At 68.5% G+C, this 16,600-nt stretch carries 11 protein-coding genes; 8 read left to right on the top strand and 3 right to left on the bottom strand.

Annotated elements, in window-relative coordinates; all coding sequences use genetic code 11:
- The first annotated feature begins 605 nt into the window (after window positions 1-605).
- The 7 genes from Q5064_RS10605 (at window position 606) to Q5064_RS10575 (ending at window position 10,411) form a co-directional block, all read left to right on the top strand.
- Window positions 606-1,883 (top strand): hydrogenase small subunit, encoded by a 1,278-nt coding sequence (locus tag Q5064_RS10605; protein WP_302964543.1) that lies wholly within the window; start codon window positions 606-608, stop codon window positions 1,881-1,883.
- 73 nt (window positions 1,884-1,956) lie between these two features.
- Complete coding sequence (locus Q5064_RS10600; protein WP_368389105.1) at window positions 1,957-3,573, top strand: nickel-dependent hydrogenase large subunit; 1,617 nt, start codon at window positions 1,957-1,959, stop codon at window positions 3,571-3,573.
- A 1-nt stretch (window position 3,574) separates the two neighbouring features.
- Entirely contained in the window at window positions 3,575-4,261 is a 687-nt protein-coding gene (locus tag Q5064_RS10595; RefSeq protein WP_302964541.1) for a cytochrome b/b6 domain-containing protein, read from the top strand.
- A gap of 302 nt (window positions 4,262-4,563) precedes the next feature.
- Window positions 4,564-7,257 carry a YhgE/Pip domain-containing protein gene (locus tag Q5064_RS10590; protein ID WP_302964539.1) on the top strand — a complete coding sequence of 898 codons (2,694 nt, stop codon included), beginning with the start codon at window positions 4,564-4,566 and terminating at the stop codon, window positions 7,255-7,257.
- Window positions 7,250-9,442 carry a YhgE/Pip domain-containing protein gene (locus Q5064_RS10585; RefSeq protein WP_302964537.1) on the top strand — a complete coding sequence of 731 codons (2,193 nt, stop codon included), beginning with the start codon at window positions 7,250-7,252 and terminating at the stop codon, window positions 9,440-9,442. The genes Q5064_RS10590 and Q5064_RS10585 overlap by 8 nt, the downstream gene beginning before the upstream one ends.
- 13 nt (window positions 9,443-9,455) lie before the next feature.
- Window positions 9,456-9,911, top strand: coding sequence for a viscotoxin-A3 (locus Q5064_RS10580; RefSeq protein WP_302964535.1), 456 nt, complete (start codon window positions 9,456-9,458; stop codon window positions 9,909-9,911).
- Entirely contained in the window at window positions 9,908-10,411 is a 504-nt protein-coding gene (locus Q5064_RS10575) for a hydrogenase maturation protease (protein ID WP_302964533.1), read from the top strand. The genes Q5064_RS10580 and Q5064_RS10575 overlap by 4 nt, the downstream gene beginning before the upstream one ends.
- Here Q5064_RS10575 and nth read toward each other — a convergent pair.
- From nth to Q5064_RS10560, 3 genes are all read right to left on the bottom strand, one after another.
- A complete protein-coding gene (gene nth / locus Q5064_RS10570) occupies window positions 10,408-11,070 on the bottom strand; it encodes an endonuclease III (RefSeq protein WP_302964532.1) in 663 nt (220 codons plus the stop codon). The genes Q5064_RS10575 and nth overlap by 4 nt on opposite strands.
- A gap of 167 nt (window positions 11,071-11,237) precedes the next feature.
- Window positions 11,238-12,794, bottom strand: a complete 1,557-nt coding sequence (locus Q5064_RS10565) for a hypothetical protein (RefSeq protein WP_302964530.1) — start codon at window positions 12,792-12,794, stop codon at window positions 11,238-11,240.
- Window positions 12,795-12,805: 11 nt separating this feature from the next.
- Window positions 12,806-13,480 carry an RNA polymerase sigma factor gene (locus Q5064_RS10560; RefSeq protein WP_302964528.1) on the bottom strand — a complete coding sequence of 225 codons (675 nt, stop codon included), beginning with the start codon at window positions 13,478-13,480 and terminating at the stop codon, window positions 12,806-12,808.
- Between the two features lie 275 nt (window positions 13,481-13,755).
- On the opposite strand from Q5064_RS10560, the gene Q5064_RS10555 reads away from it, so the two are divergent.
- A partial coding sequence (locus Q5064_RS10555) for a transcription-repair coupling factor (protein WP_302964526.1) occupies window positions 13,756-16,600 on the top strand: 2,845 nt, incomplete at its 3' end.

Genomic DNA, 16,600 nt, shown 5'->3' with positions numbered 1-16,600 from the left:
AGAGAAAAGAGGAAAGGAAAGGGGGAGGGAAAGGGGGAGGGAAAAAGAGGGGGCCTATCCCGTCGACTAGCTCGGACTTGCCCTCCCCGGGCAGCCCGGGATTCGCCTCTCCGGCTGGCATGGGCTTCGCCCCTCCGCCGGCTAGCGCGGGCTTGCCTCCCGGGCAGCGCGGGCTTCACCCCGGCTGGCTCAGGCTTCGCCCCTCCGCGGGCTAGCTCGGGCTTGCCCCCGGCAGGGCGGGATTCTCTCTGGCATCGGGTTCTCTCGTGGTCGCCTTCCCGGCCTATGTTCTGTTCCCGATCCGTTTCCCCGCGGTCGCCAAGCAGTCGCCAGAACATCAAATCCAAGGTGCCCGTTCATGGGAGAATAGCGCGGTTGCGTTAACGACCTGCAGCCTTCCGCAGGCATTTCGTCGCGGGCGGCTCGGCGTTGCCCCTGTTGACGGGGCGCCACTTTGTTACCCGCAACCTGAGGCGTAACATTTTCAGGCCGCTGGTGGGTTGTTTTCGCATCTATCCGTATTCCGTGGAGCAAATGTGGCGCGGATAAGGATACTCTACCCAGTGCATGTAAGAGAGACGAGACACCTATGAGGAGGTGTACGCATGGAAAATCAGGCAACGATGTCAGAGTTCGACAGCATCCTTGCCTCGCGTGGCGTGTCCCGCCGCAGCTTCATGAAGCTGTGCGCCGGCATCGCCGCCGCCGCGGGCCTGTCCCCGCTGGCGGTCCCGCGCGTGGCGAGTGCGCTCGAGGAGTCTGTTATCGGCGCGACGTCCGGTGACCTGTACCCGGTCATCTGGATCGAGGGCGCGTCCTGCACGGGCTGCACGGAGTCCTTCGCCCAGGTGGAGACTCCCGATGTGGCGTCCGTGGTGCTCGACTTGATCTCCCTGAACTACTCGGAGACCCTGTCGGCCGCCGCGGGACATTCCGTGGAAGAGGCCAAGGCCCAGACCATTGCGGCCGGCAACTACATCCTTATCTACGAGGGTGCTGTGCTCGAGGCCTTCGACGGCAACGCCCTGCGCGTGGCCGGCGAGACGGGCATCACCGCGCTGGTGGAGGCTGCCGAGAGCGCCAACGCCGTCGTGGCAGTGGGCTCCTGCGCCGTCAACGGCGGCTGGATGGCCGCCGCCCCCAACCCGGCGCAGGCCCTGGGCGTCCAGCAGTACCTCGAGAAGGTCGGCGTGGAAACCCCGGTCGTGAACGTGCCCGGCTGCCCGGTGAACCCCGAGTGGGTCATGTCGGTGCTGGTGGACGTCGTGGTCATGAAGGACATGGACCTGCTGCTCAACCGCCTGAACGACTTCAACATGCCGGGCGATTTGTTCAACCAGACCATCCACGACAACTGCGAGCGCCGCGGCCACTTCGAGAACGGCGAGTTCGTCTACGAGTTCGGCTCCGAGGAGGAGGCGCTCGGCTACTGCCTGTACCCCGTGGGCTGCAAGGGCCCGCAGACCCGCGCCCTGTGCGGCGTCACGCTGTGGAACAACCGCCGCAGCTGGTGCGTGCAGGCCGGCGCGCCCTGCGTGGGCTGCTGCGAGTCGAACCCGCACAACCCCGGCGACAACTGGGTCGAGGTGAACACCCCCTTCTACAAGCGCATGCGCGATCTGCGCGTGGGCCCGCTGAGCCTGCAGCCGACCACCATCGCCGTGGCCGTCACGGGTCTTGTGGCCGCCGCGCTCGTGGTGCACGGCTTCGGCATGAAGGCCTCCGGCCGCATGGACGGCGGCGCGCCCTTCGAGAAGATCCGCAAGTGGGACGCCAAGCACCCCGACCAGGAGATCGGCACCTATGCCGACCCGGTCACCGGCGGCCCTGTGCTGGACGAGGAGCTCGTCCATAAGAACGCCGATCCCCGCAACAACGACTAGAAGGAGGTGAGCTGACTTGACACGTTCCGTTATCGATCCCATTACCCGTATCGAGGGCCATCTCCGCGTCGAGATGGAAGTGGAGAACGGCAAGGTTGCCGACGCCTGGGTCTCCGGCGGCTGCTTCCGCGGCATGGAGCTCGTCGTGCAGAACCGCACGCCCGAGGACGCCGCCCAGATCGTCGAGCGCATCTGCGGCGTGTGCCCCGTGTCCCACGCCCATGCGTCGTCCATCGCCGGCGACAAGGCCTACGGCATCACGATCTCGAACAACGCGCGCATCGTCCGCAACCTGCTGGAGGGCGCGCAGTTCCTCCACAGCCACATCCTGTGGCTGTACAACCTGGCGGCTCTCGACTACGTGAACCCGCTGAACGCGCTGAACGCCAACGTGGACGACGCCTACGCCGTCGCCCTGGAGAACGGCCTGGCGCTGCATTCCGACCTGAACCAGCTCTACGATAAGCTGGGCGCCTTCGCGGCCAACGGCCAGCTGTCCATCTTCTCGGGCAACTGGTTCGACGCCGACGGCGGCGAGGCCTACAAGCTCACCCCCGAGCTCGACCTCATCCTCACCTCCCACTACCTGGAGGCTCTGAAGATGCAGGCCCGCGCCTCCGAGATGGCGGCGCTGCTCGGCGGCAAGATGCCCCACGTCATGACCTCCATCCCCGGCGGCAACATGTGGGTGCCCACCGAGAGCAAGCTCGACGATTTGCTCGCCATGGCCATCGAGGTGCGCGACTGGGTGAACGACACCGTGCTCGCCGACACCGTGGCGCTCGCGGGCCCCTACGCCGAGGCGCTGACCTTCGGCAAGGGCTGCGGCCGCTACATCGCCTGGGGCGTGTTCGAGGGCAACGGCTGGCCCTACGGCGACGACTACATCGAGCAGATGAAGAACCGCTACCTGCCCATGGGCGTGCTCAACGAGAGCTTCGACGTGTCCGACGTGCAGGAGAACCTCATCACCGAGTACATGGGCCATTCCTGGTACGCCGGCGACGAGACCTACACCTCGCCCTACTTCACTACCGACCCGGACTTCACCGACTACAACGTCGACGACCGCTACACCTGGGTCAAGTGCCCCGCCTACGACGGCAAGCCGATGGAGGCGGGCTCCATGTCCCGCATCTTCGCGGCCTACGTGCGCGGCGTGCCCTTCATCAAGGAGAACGTCGACGCGGTGCTCGGTATCCTGGGCGCGAAGCCGGGCGACCTGTCCGCCTTCCAGTCCACCCTCGGCCGCACGGCCATCCGCCAGATCGAGACCATGTACGTGGCCGACCTCATGGTGGAGTGGGTCACCGAGCTCGCCGAGGCCATCAAGGGCGGCGACTCCGAGTACTTCCGCGCTCCCGAGCGCACCACCGGCGAGGGCACCGGCTTCTGGGAGGCCCCCCGCGGCGCCCTCTACCACTCCGAGAAGGTGGTCGACGGCAAGATCGAGGGCTACCAGATCATCATCCCGTCCACGTGGAACCTCGCTCCCATCAACTCCCAGGGCGAGCACGGCCCGCTCGAGCAGGCGCTCATCGGCGTGCCGGTGGCCGACATCGAGAAGCCGATCAACGCCCTGCGCACGGTCCATTCCTTCGATCCCTGCACCGCCTGCGCCGTGCATGTGACCGACCGCGCGACCGGCAAGTCCTTCGAGACCGTCACCAGCCCTTGGGGGGTGAAGTAAGATGGCCCATCTCGCACACTACAAAGAGGCCCATCCTCTCGTATTCGTGGTGACCCACTGGATCAACCTCGTGGCCATGATCATGCTTATCCTGTCGGGCATCATCATCCACTTCCCGGTGCTGCCCTACCTCACGGGCATCTCCCGCGGCTGCCATATCTTCTTCGGCTTCGTGCTGTTCATCAACTGCGTGGCCCGCGTGATCATGGCCTTCTTCGTGAAGACCTCGCCCACCGGCGGCACCCGCCAGCAGGTGACCGACTACAAGACCTGGCTGCCCCAGAAGGACAACCGCCATCAGGCCCTGGAGTGGATCAAGTACTACCTGTTCCTGAAGAAGGACCATCCCCTGGGCGCCAAGCTCGGCGTGCCGCAGAAGATCAGCTATCTGCTGATCCCGATCCTCATCCTGCTGATGTTCTGGACCGGTCTGTGCCTGTGGGGCGTGACCATGAACGTGCCCGTGTTCGCCGCGACGACGAACCTCGTGGGCGGTCTCATGTCCATGCGCATCATCCACTACTTCGGCATGTACGTGTTCATCATCTTCATGTTCATCCACGTGTACCTGGCCAACGTGGAGGGCTTCGCCCCCACCAAGCTCATGTTCATCCACAAGGAGCATGGCGGCCTGGTGTACGACCCCGACCTGCACAACATCGTTGGCGAGGACAACGACGTGCACTAAGGGTTGAGTGAAAACGAGCACTGCCCGAGGCGGCCTCTCCGGAGGCCGCCTTTTTCGTTGGGGTCTCGAGCGGAGGGGCGGGGATGCGTGGTGCCGCCCTGGGCGCCGGGAGGCCCCGCGCCCGCGAGCGGATGCCGCGCGCCTGGAGGCGCATGGGCGGGGAGCCCGCGCCTTCGCCGGCCGTCCGCGCCGGCTGACTGATGGTTCCGATCCGTCAACAAGGCTGAGCGCGCGCCTCAGGGTTGCGCTATGATGGACGATACTGTTTTCCGGCCCAGTTTATGCGGAAAGGACCCGTTTCCGTGAGGAACGTGTTGAAGATACTGAGGCGCGACCTTCTGCGCCTCGTGCATACCCCGGCGGCGCTCGTGGTGGTCGCGGCGCTGCTCGTGCTGCCCTCGGTGTACACCTGGTACAACGTCATCGGCTTCTGGAACCCCTACGACAACACCGGCAACCTCACGGTGTGCGTGGTGAATCAGGACGCCGGCGGCTCGTCCGATCTGACCGGGGATTTGAATGTGGGCGACAGAATCGTCGACCAGCTGCACGAGAACACCCAGCTGAAGTGGGAGTTCACCGACTACGACGCCGCCATGGACGAGGTTCGCTCGGGCGCGGCCTACGCCGCCTTCGTCATCCCCGAGCACTTCACGGCCGACCTGCTCACCCTCACCACGGGCGACTTCACCCAGCCCAAGCTCGAGTACTACGTGAACGAGAAGGCGGGCCCCGTCTCGCCCAAGATCACCGACACGGGCGCCACCACCTTGGACGAGACGGTGAACTCCACCTTCGTGTCCACGGTGACCGACGTGGCCGTCAAGGCCATCGACGAGGCCATCGACGACTCCCGCGCCTCGGCCGACGAGACGCGCTCGCGGGCCGCCGAGAAGCTCTCGGCGGCCATCGGGGCGGTGGGGGATGCGCGCACCACCCTCGCGAAGATCGGCGAGACCGCCAAGGGCGCCCAGGAGAAGGCCGACGAGGCCCGGGAGGCCCTCGGGCGCGCCGGCGAGGGGATCGACGCGGCCGACGGGACTCTCGACGAGCTCAAGGAGACCTCCGCGGGGCTCCAGAAGACCCTGGCCGACTTCTCCGCCTTCGCCGCCCCGGCCTTCGGCAAGAGCCTCACGGCCGCCACGGACGCCTCCTCGCGCGCCCGCAGCGCCGCGGCGGCCCTCGAGGGCGCGGTGGGCCAGGCATCGGGCAGCGTGCAGGCGGCCATCGCCCAGGGCAACGTGGCCGTGGGGGAGAGCCGCGCTCTGGCCGAGGCCGTGCGCTCGGCGGCCGCCTCCCTGCCTGAGGGGGCCGAGCGCGACGCGCTCGCGGCCCTGGCCGACACCCTCGACGAGCGGACCGCGGCGGCGGCCGACACCCTCTCGTCGCTGTCGGGCCTCGCCCAGCGCACCGAGGACACCTCGGGGGCCGTCGGGGACGCTGCGGCCGCCCTCGACGACGCCGTGAGCGGCGCCACCGGTTCCATGGGCTCCTACGCCACGGGCCTGTTCGGCACCACGCTGCCGGCGGTCGACGACGCCCTGGAGGCGCTCTCCTCCACGGCCTCCGCCCTGGACGCGTCCCTCGGCGACCAGCGGCTTCTCGTGGAGCAGACCGGCCTTGTGGTGGACCAGCTGGACGCCACTATGGACACGGCGCGCTCCACCGTCGAGCAGACCGACCAGCTCTTCGAGGGGATAGAGTCGGAGCTGGGCCTTGTGTACAACGATGTGCAGGCCTTCGGCGCCTCCGACGCGCTCGCGCGCCTGTTCGGGGAGGAGGGGCTCGACGCCGGCAAGATCGCCGGCTTCATGGCCTCGCCCACCGAGGTGGTCACCGAGTCGCTCTACCCGCTGAACGCCTACGGCAGCGCCATGGCCCCGCTGTTCATGAACCTCACCTTCTGGATCGGCGCCTTCATGCTGCTCGTCATCATGCGCCAGGAGGCCGACGGCGAGGGCATCGAGAACCTCACGCTCGGCCAGCGCTACTGGGGCCGCTTCCTCCTGCTCGCCGCCATGGCCGCGCTCCAGGCGGTCATCTGCTGCGCCGGCGTGCTCGTCATCGGGGTGCAGGCGGCCAGCGCCCCGGCGCTCTTCGCGGCGGCGGTATGCGCGTCGCTCTCGTATTTGGCCATCATCTACTCCTTCTCGGTCACGCTGCAGCACATCGGGAAGGGCATCTGCATCGTGCTCGTCTTCGCCCAGATACCCGGCGCCACGGGGCTCTATCCCATCGAGATGACCTCCGGCTTCTTCCAGGCCATCTACCCGCTGTTCCCCTTCACCTACGGCATCGGGGCCATGCGCGAGGCCATCTGCGGCTTCTACGGCGCCCAGTACGCCGCCGATCTGGCGGTGCTCGCCCTGTTCTTCGCGCTCTTCACGGCCTCAGGCCTGCTCGTGCGCCCGCTCATGGCGAACGTGAACCGCATGGTGGCGCGCCAGGTGCGCGAGGGCGGCCTGTTCAACGGCGAGGACGTCGACATCCCCGTGCGTCCCTACCGCATCTCCCAGATCTTGCGGGCGCTCGCCGACAAGGACGCCTACGGACGCGCCCTCGACAAGCGCTACGCCCGCTTCTCGCGCTGGTACCCGCGGCTCATGAAGGGGGCCATCATCGCCGGCATCGCGGTGCCGGTGGCCCTGGCGGTGGTGTTCGCGCTCACGCCGGCCGAGAAGGTGTGGCTGCTCACCGGCTGGCTTCTGTGGATGATCCTCCTGTTCGTGGCCCTCGTCGTCGTGGAGAGCCTGCGCTTCAGCTTCGAGCGCCAGATGAGGCTGGAGTCCATGTCGGACGCGAGCCTGCTCGACCTGTACGACGCCTCGGTCACGGTGGCGAGCGCCGCCGACCTCGATGCCCGCACCGGCGGCCCGGTTGGCGGGCGGGATGCGGGCGTCCCCGCGTCGGAGCACGCCGCCGACGCGGACGGGGCCTCGGAGCGGCCGGCACCGGAAGGCGATGCGGACGCGAAGGGGGGTGAGGGCCGTGGATAACATCCTGCGCCTGGCCCGGGCCGACTTCAAGCGGCTCTCGGCCAACGTCATGTCCATCATCATCGCCGTGGGGCTCGTCATCGTGCCCTCGCTGTTCGCCTGGTACAACATCATCGCCTGCTGGAACGTCTTCGAGAACACGGGCAACCTCACCGTGGCCGTGGCCAACACCGACGAGGGCTACAAGAGCGACCTCATACCCATCCGCGTGAACGTGGGCGACCAGGTCGTGAGCGCGCTGCGGGCCAACGACCAGATCGACTGGGTGTTCACCGACGAGGAGGACGCCATCGACGGGGCGCGCTCGGGCCGCTACTACGCCGCCGTGGTCATCCCGAAGAGCTTCAGCCGCGACATGCTCACCTTCTACACCGCCGACGCCCAGCATGCCGACATCGTGTACTACACCAACGAGAAGAAGAGCGCCATCGCCCCCAAGATCACCGATAAGGGCGCCGATTCGGTGTCCTACCAGATAAACTCCGTGTTCGCCGAGACGCTCTCGGAGGTGTCGCTGTCGCTGGCCGAGGCGGTGTCGTCGTTCGCCGACTCGGAGGATTGGGACGGGCGCATCGCCGAGGTGGCCGATCACGTGCGCGACATGGCCGGGGCCGTGGACGACACTGCCTCGGTGCTCTCGCTGTACAGCTCGCTCGCCCAGGCCTGCCAGAGCCTGGCCGACGACTCAGCCGCCCTCGCCCAGAAGGCCGCCTCCACCGTGGACGGCACGCTGGACGCGGCCACCTCCCAGGCCGGCGCGGTGCCGGCCACGGTGGACGCCCTCAAGGGCTCGGCCGCCCAGCTCTCCGATGCCCTCGAGCAGAGCGCCGCCGGCTTCGACGCTGTGGAGGAGAAGGTGGACGCCCTGTTCGCCACCGCCTCCGAGGACGTGGGCGCGGCCGCCGCCGACCTGCGCGAGCACGCCGAGACCCTCGATGCCCAGGCGTCCCTCTACCGCCAGGCCGCCGACTCGCTGACGGGCCTGGCCGAGCGCGTTCCCGAGGCGCTGCGCCCGAACCTGGAGGCCTTCGCGTCGCGGGTGGGGGCCGTGGCCGATACGGCCGCCTCCATGGCCGAGAGCCTGCGGGGCGCCGCGGACAAGCTGGAGTCCGGCGACGCGAACATCGCCGGGGAGCGCGACCAGGCGAAGGCCGACGCGGCGGCCGCCCGCGAGCAGATCCAGTCCCTGCGCGACGACTACGCGGCCAACGTGGCCCCCGGCCTCGCATCGCTGGCCGAGGATGCCGGCGAGGCCGCCGACCGTATGGGCGCCATCGTGGACGACCTGCGCGGCACGGGCGACGAGCTGGCCGGGGCCGCGGGCTCCGCCTCCGAGGCCATGGGGTCCACCTCCGAGAAGATCACCGAGGTGGCAGCCAAGCTCTCCGCGGCCGCCGAGGACCTGCGCACCATGGCCGCCGGCATCGACGAGGCCCTCGCCTCGGGCGACCGCGAGGCCCTGCGCGCCGTGCTGGGGTCGGATGTGGACGTGCTCTCCCGGGCCCTCGCCATGCCCGTGGGCCTCGAGCGCATCGCGGTGTTTCCCGTGGAGAACTTCGGCAGCGCCATGGCGCCGCTCTACACCACCCTCGCGCTGTTCATCGGCTCGCTGCTCATCCTCGTGGTGGTGCGTCCGAAGGTGTCGCCGGCCGAGGCGCGCGCCGCGGGCCTTGCGGACGCGAAGCCCCGCCAGCTCTTCTTGGGGCGCTTCGCCGTCATGGGGGGCATCTCGCTGGCGCAGACCACCCTCATGGGACTCGGGAACTGGCTCTTCCTGCAGGTGCAGGTGGCCGAGCCGGTGCTGTTCATGCTCTGCTTCTGGACGGCGGGTCTCGTGTTCACCTTCCTCATCTACGCGCTCGTGGCCGCCTTCGCCAACCTCGGCAAGGCCATCGCCGTGCTGCTGCTCATCGTTCAGGTCACCGGCTGCGGCGGCTCGTTCCCGCTGCAGATCCTGCCCGGGTTCATCCAGGCTCTGAGCCCCTGGCTTCCCGCCACCCACGTGGTGAACGCCATGCGCGCGGCCATGATGGGCCCCTACGGCAACGACTTCTGGGTGCAGCTCGGCGAGCTCGCGCTGTTCCTCGTCCCCGCCGCCCTTCTGGGCCTCGTTTTGCGCAAACCGCTGGAAAAGTTCATGGAATGGTACGTCGAGCAGGTAGAATCATCCAAACTGGTTGGATGACAAGGAGCGTGCCGTGGCCGGATTGACCGATGAGCAGATTGCCGAGGAGGAGAAGTTTCTGAGGGGGCTTCCCCGGGTGAACCTGGGGGCGTTTCTGCTGGCGCCCGTGTGGGGGCCGGCCCACGGGATGTGGCCGGCGTTTCTGTTCTTCGTGGCGTGGCTGTTCGTGGACAACGCCGTTTATGCGGCCTCCGCGCAGCCGACGGTTATGAACGTGGTCCTGGCGGCGGTCATGCTCGTGGGACTCGTGGGCGCGACCGTGGTGTTCGCCATCGTGGCCCAGCCCTTCGCGGCGCACCGGGCCGAGGCCATGGGGGTGGATCGCGCGACCTACCTGCGCCGCCAGCGGGCGTGGGCGGTGGCCGGCGCGGTGGCGGCCGTGGCCGTGGTGGCGTTCGCCACCTGGTACAACCTGGATATGCGCCCGGCCATGGAGGCCGCCGCGAACCTGCCCGGGAGCGCCCAGTGAGCGCCGAGCGCCGGGCGGCGGTGTTCTTCGTGGGCAACCGGCTCATGATGGACGACGGCGTGGCGCCGGCAGCCTTTGACCTCATGCTCGACACCTTCGAGATTCCCGCCAACGTGCAGCTGCTGGACGTGGGCTGCATGGCGCTCGACATGCTCGGCTACGTGGAGGCGTGCGATCTCATCCTCACGGTGGACGCCGTGGACGGCACGGGGGACGCGCCCGGCACCGTCTACCGCTTCGAGCCCGATGCCATGGCGCGCCATGCCGGGCCGGAGGCCTCGCTGCACGATCTGAAGCTCGTGGACCTCTTCGACGCCGCGTCGCTCATGGGGTATGCGGCCGAGGGCTACTGCCTCGGCATGCAGGTGGAAAACCCGTCGCCCTCCGAGTTCTACGTGGGCCTCTCTCCGGCCTGCGAGGCGGCGCTGCCCCTGCTCGTGGAGACCGTGGCCGCCGAGCTTGACCGCCGCGGCTTCCCGCTTGCGCGAAAGACGGCCTAGCCCCACTGCCCGCGGGTGGGACACAGATCGCCCACGATGCAGTCGGCGCAGCGGGGGTTGCGGGCACGGCAGAACTCGCGGCCGAAGTGCACCCACTGGTGGTTGATGAACAGCCATTGGGGGCGCGGGTACACCTTCAGCAAAATGTCCTCCACCTTCTGCGGCGTGTCGGCCGAGGGGCCGGCCAGCTTCAGGCGGTGGGCGATGCGGTACACGTGCGTGTCCACGGCGATGCCCTGGGGGTCCTTGAACGCCTCGCACATGACGCAGTTCGCCGTCTTGCGGCCCACGCCGGGCAGCTTCTGCAGCGCGTCCACGTCGGCGGGAATCTCGCCGCCGAAATCGGCCATCACCATCTGCGCCAAGGCCACGAGGTTCTTCGCCTTGCTGCGGAAGAAGCCCAGCGAGCGGATGATGGAGGCCACCTCGTCGGGGGAGGCCGCGGCCAGGGCGGCCGGGGTGGGGAAGGCGGCGAAGAGCGCCGGCGTGGTCTTGTTCACGGCCGCGTCGGTGCATTGGGCCGACAGCACCACGGCCACCGTCAGCTCGAAGGGGGTGGTGTAGTCGAGCGACGCCTTGCCCGGCCCGTAGTGGGCGAACATGCGCTCCTCGATGGCCGCCGCGCGCTCCTTCTTGCTCGCCAGGGATTCCCGTGCCATGGTTGCTCCTTGCTAGGGTTGCGGAAAGTGAGACCAGCGGGTTCGGAGGGGAGGCCCCTCGCCGCAGCCCGCTTCGCGCTTGCCCCGCTGTGGGCGCGGGGCATCTTCCATTGTCGCACAGGGCGCCTCGTTGCTCTCCGAGAATTCCTCAGGGCCGCCCCGATTCGTTACAATGCGCGGATGTCCACCAGCCGCTGGCCGAAGGTGCCATCGCCGTAGTCTCCCATGCCGTCTATGTCGATGTCCAGCAGGAGCTTGTCGGCCTCGTCGGCAAGCACGAGCCACAGGTAGCGCACCTCTCTCGTCTCCCCGGGATCCAGGGAGCCCAGGCGCCGGTCCATGTGCCCGATGCTGCCGTTGTCGAGGCGCTCGACGTAGTCGGCGAGGCCCGCGCCCACGCCGAGATCGCATTGCGCCTCGTCAGCCCCGGGGCACTCGTCCACACGACGATATCGCGCCCAGGTACCGTCCTCGTGCACGGCGCTTTCCAGGGAGAGCGCGCACCGGATGTCGTCCTGGGTCTCGGCGCTTTCGTTGGCCAGCGTCACTGACACTTCCAAGAGCTTCAGCGGAATGGCCTCCTCCTTCACCACGGTATCGGTGTCGCTTCGCCCGTCGCCGTAGCTGACGTAGACGAGGGTGCCCTCGGCGAGGGAGCCGTCCTCGTCGATGAGCTTGCGCCAGCTGGCGGGCATCCACGCGCGGTCGACGAGGGATCCGTCGTCGTGGAATTCGACGGAATCTACGGTGACGGCGATCGCCTCGTTGCCGGGCAGCGGGAAGGTCTCGCCGACGGTGCGAAGCGGGCCCATCTGCTCATCGGTCAGCGTGGTGCCGCAGAGGATGCCGAAGCCGTCTTCGGAGCCGTTGCCCCAAGCCCGCATGGCGGCGTCCTCGGCGTCGGCGCGTGCTCCCTCGACGGCCTGGCTCCAGGTAATTTGGAACTCAAGAGGCACCGTGCGACCCGTGGGCTTTAGGCTCATTCCCTCGGCGATGGGCACGAGCTCGTCGGCCAGGTCCGCGCTGCTCGTCTGCAGGTGCACCACGCGCCGCTCGTCGGGGAAGGCGACGTAGAGGCGCGTCTGAGTGCTGCGTTGGGCGTGCCTCATGCCGTAGTCGAATTCCATGAGCACCGCCTCGCGGCCAGCTACTTCGACGACCTCGCCGTTCTCGACGGACGAAAAGACTGCGGCCTCGGTCGTGTCCAGATAGTAGGTGTAGTACTCGATGGAGGGGGCGAACTGAGACCAGCCCGCGAAGCCCTCATTGTTGCTGAAGCCGCCGGAGTCCGTGCCCACGAGGTGGTCGGGCAGACTTGCGGGAATGTAGGAGAATGCCAACTCGTACTCGTCGATGGTCTGGGCATCTGCGGAGCGGTTGTCCTCCTCGGGCATCTGGGGGCTCACCTGCATTTGGTTGGCGTCGGTCTGCTGCAGGGCGAAGCCGAGCTTTTCCGCGGCCCAAGCCGATCCGCCCACTCCTACGATAACGGCGATCGCCACAGCCGCGGCCCGGGGCAGCCCGGCGGGAACGCGGCGCCCGCGGGCCGTCCCGCGGCGGGGGCGATGCGCCGGGAGGCGATTGCCGCCATCGCCGCGGCAAGCTTGGTCGGAAGTGTTGTCCGCGGCAGCCAGCGCGTGGTCTATGGCTGCCTTGAAGGAGGCGCTGGGGCGGGCATCGCTAGCGCGGGAGGTTATGAAGTCGTCAAGGTGTTTCTCGTTCATGGGGACCTCGCTTACGAGATGGAGTGTCGGGGGAGTTGGGCATGCTCGCGGGCCGCTCCCGGCGCCCGGGCGTCGACGGCAAGGTCGGGTTGCGCGCTCCGGGGCCGGGGCGTCGGTTGCGGCGCGGTGGCATCGGGTTCTCCTGCGGCCAAGGCATTCGCGATGGCCCGTCGCCCGCGCGAGAGGCGCTGGCGCACCGCCGCGGGCGATATGCCCAGGATCTCGGCGATCTCATCGGTTCGGTAGCCCTCGCCGTAGTAGAGGGCGATGGCGGCTCCGTTGTCCGCACCCGCCATCTGCACAAGTTCGCGAAAGCCGGCGTCGGCCTCCAGGGCCGCTGCCGGGTGGAGGGCGGGGTCGGCCAGGCTCTCGACTTGCGTGTCCAAGAGATCCGCTTCGCGTCGGCGGCGCACGATATCGGTGCACTCGTTCAGGCAGATGCGGATGAGCCAGGTTTTGAAAAAACGCGGCTCTCTGAGCGATTCCAGGCCTCTCCATGCCGCTGCGAGCGCGTTTTGCGCTGCCTCGGCCGCGTCCGCCTCGCGCCCGCCCGTCGCGCCGAGGCACACGCGATACAGGGTGTCCGAGCAGTCGCGCACTAACGCGCCGAAAGCGGCTCCATCGCCTCGCTGGGCGCGTTTCACCAGATTGCGCCGTTGTCGGTCGGTGAGTGCGTTTTGGTCCATAGCCTCTTCTCCTCGGGTGTCTCTCGCTGACTTCCATTAGACGGCTGTCGCGTTCTGGGTGTGACCGCCCGGCGCAAATAATCGGAGAAAGTCCCGATTCGCCCTCGATTGGCCGCGGTCGTCGCGCGCGGGCGGTTGACCTCTTTGCTACCGTTGGGGGTCAGGGCGGCGGCGTAGGCGCGCCGGTGCGCTACACTGGACGCGGCGCCTTTTCGCGGCGCCCGCCGCCCGCTCGGGCGGCTTTCGTCGTTTGCCGTTGCAGAAAAGAGGCCGCCGTGCTCATCGACTCGCTCGCCTTCACCTTGGAGAAATCCGGCTGCCTGGACGCGTTCTGGGGAAAGCTCGACGCCGGCACCGACGCCACCCTCGGCGTGGCGGCATCGGCCCGGCCCTTCCTCGTGGCGGCCCGCTTCGCCCATGCGCCCCAGGCCACGCTTGTGGTGGTGGCCGGCGAGGATGCGGCGGTCACTTTCGCCCGCCAGGTAGCTGCCTACGTGGGGGAGGAGCGTGTGCTGCGCTTCCCCGAGCGGGCTGACGCGCCCTTCGCGCCCAAGAAGCCCGACGCCCGCGTGATCGCGCAGCGGATGGAGGCGGCCTGGGCGCTGCAGTCGGCGCGGCCGGTCGTGGTGGTGGCGAGCGCGCGGGCCCTTCTGCGCCTCATGGCGCCGCCCTCTGCCATGGCCGCGCGTCCCCTGGCCCTTGCCGCCGGCGCCGAGCTTTCGGACATGGGCATTCCCGGCGTGGAGGAGCTGGACGATCTGCCCCGCGCCTTCGCGGCGGCCGGCTATGCCGACACCGGCGAGCTGGACGGGCCGGGCACTTTCGCCCACCGCGGCGGCACGCTGGACGTATTCCCCGGCAATCTGGACTTTCCGGTGCGGCTCGACTTCTTCGGCGACGAGCTGGAGGAGATCCGCCGCATCGTGCCGGCGACGGGCCAGACCATCTCCTCGCTGCCGAGCGTGGAGGTGTACCCGGTCTCGGAGTTTCCCACGTCCCCGCGCGCCTTGGCCGACGCCCGGCGCGCCCTGGAGAAGCCGGCGCTCACCAACCCGGCCCTGCGCGAGGTGCTGGAGAAGATGGAGGGCGGCCTCGTGTTCGAGGGCGCCGACGTGATTCTGCCCTACCTGTACAAGAACCCGGTGACGCTCGGGGCCTACGCGGGCGCGGGCACGCTCACTACGCTCGTCGAGCCGCGATCGCTCTTCGACGACGCGGCCCATGCCGCCGACGACTTGGCCGAGCGCGCCCGGGGCACGAACATCGCGCTTGCGGGCCTGTACGCGAGCCCGGCGGCCATGGACTTCGGCGGGGCCGTGCGCGCCACCTACGTGTCCATCATGCGCGTGGGCGGCGAGCTGGACGACGAGCTGCCGGTGAAGCGCGTGGACGTGGCCGGCGTGCCCGACAAGATCTTCGGGAAGCTGAAGGGGCTCACCGACGACCGCTACACGGTGGTGTTCTCCGCGCCGAACTACCGCGCGCGCGAGACCATGCGCCACGCCTTCGTGGACCACGGCATCCCCATCCAGATTTTGAAGCCGGAGAATCTTGACAACGGAAATGCCTCCACGGGGGAGGGGCGGAATGCTCCGCGCGCAGATTCCGCAGCGAACGGAACAGCCCCGTGGGCTGTTCCGCCGAGCGAGGACTGCCCGAGCACGGAGTGTTCCGCCCCTCCCGCGCCGAAGGACTCCCGAGTTGCCGCCGACGCCGATACCCCTGCCCAGGCCAAGCGCCGCCTGCGCCGGGGCGTGGTGAACATCGTGGATGTGGACATTCCCCTCGGCATGATCATTCCCAAGGCGCACCTCGCCCTCGTGAGCGCGGCCGATACCCAGGGCTCGCGGGCCGCCAGCCGCGCGGCCCGGGTGTCGGTGGACGTCACGGAGGTCACCTTCCCCTTCAAGCCGGGCGACTACGTGGTGCACGCCGCCCACGGCATCGCCTTTTTCCGCGATCTGGTGCGCCGCGAAGTGGACGGCACCGAGCGCGACTACCTGCAGCTGGAATACGCCGAGGGAGACAAGCTGTTCGTGCCCGTGGAGCAGCTCGACCGCGTGACGCGCTACGTGGGGCCCGAGGGGGCGAGCCCGCGGCTTACGCGCCTGAACACGAGCGACTGGTCGCGGGCGCTTGCGAAGGCTCGCAAGGCCACCAAGAAGCTCGCCTTCGATTTGGTGGACGTGTACGCCCGCCGCGCCGCCACCCAGGGCTTCCGCTTCAGCCCCGACACCCCCTGGCAGCGCGAGATGGAGGAGGCCTTCCCTTACCAGGAGACGCCCGACCAGCTGGCGGCCATCGCCGATGTGAAGGCCGACATGGAATCGGCCCGGCCCATGGACCGCCTCATCTGCGGGGACGTGGGCTTCGGCAAGACCGAGGTGGCCCTGCGCGCCGCCTTCAAGGCCACCCAGGACGGCAAGCAGGTGATGGTGCTGTGCCCCACCACCATTCTGGCCCAGCAGCACTACACCTCCTTCAAGGACCGCTTCGGGCCCTTCGGCGTGACCGTAGAGGTGCTCTCGCGCTTCCGCACGAACGAGCAGCAAGCCCGGGCGCTCGAGGGCTTCGCATCGGGGGAGGTGCAGGTGCTCGTGGGCACCCACCGGCTGCTCTCGCGCGACGTGAACCCGCACGATCTGGGACTCGTCATCATCGACGAGGAGCAGCGCTTCGGCGTGCAGCACAAAGAGCAGCTGAAGAACTTGCGCGAGTCCATCGACGTGCTCACGCTGTCGGCCACGCCCATTCCGCGCACCATGCAGATGTCGTTGTCGGGCGTGCGCGACATGTCGCTCATCCTCACGCCGCCCGACGAGCGGCGCCCGGTGGAGGTGCACGTGGGGGAGTGGGATCCCGACGTGGTGAGCGCGGCCATTCGCTACGAGCTGGCCCGGGGCGGTCAGGTGTACTACGTGAGCAACCGGGTGCGCTCCATCGACGAGGCGGTGGACCGCGTGCACGCCGCGGCCGGCGAGGCGCGGGTGGGCGTGGCCCACGGGCAGATGACCAAAGAGGAGCTGGAGCGCGTGATGGAGGAGTTCGCGGCCGGCGAGCTGGATGTGCTCGTGGCCACCACCATCATCGAGAGCGGCATCGACAACCCGCACACCAACA

The sequence above is a fragment of the uncultured Adlercreutzia sp. genome (genome assembly GCF_958431955.1).
Classification (GTDB): Bacteria; Actinomycetota; Coriobacteriia; order Coriobacteriales; family Eggerthellaceae; genus Adlercreutzia.
Note: the sequence above shows the minus strand (reverse complement) of the source record. Positions and strands in the feature narration are given on the sequence as shown.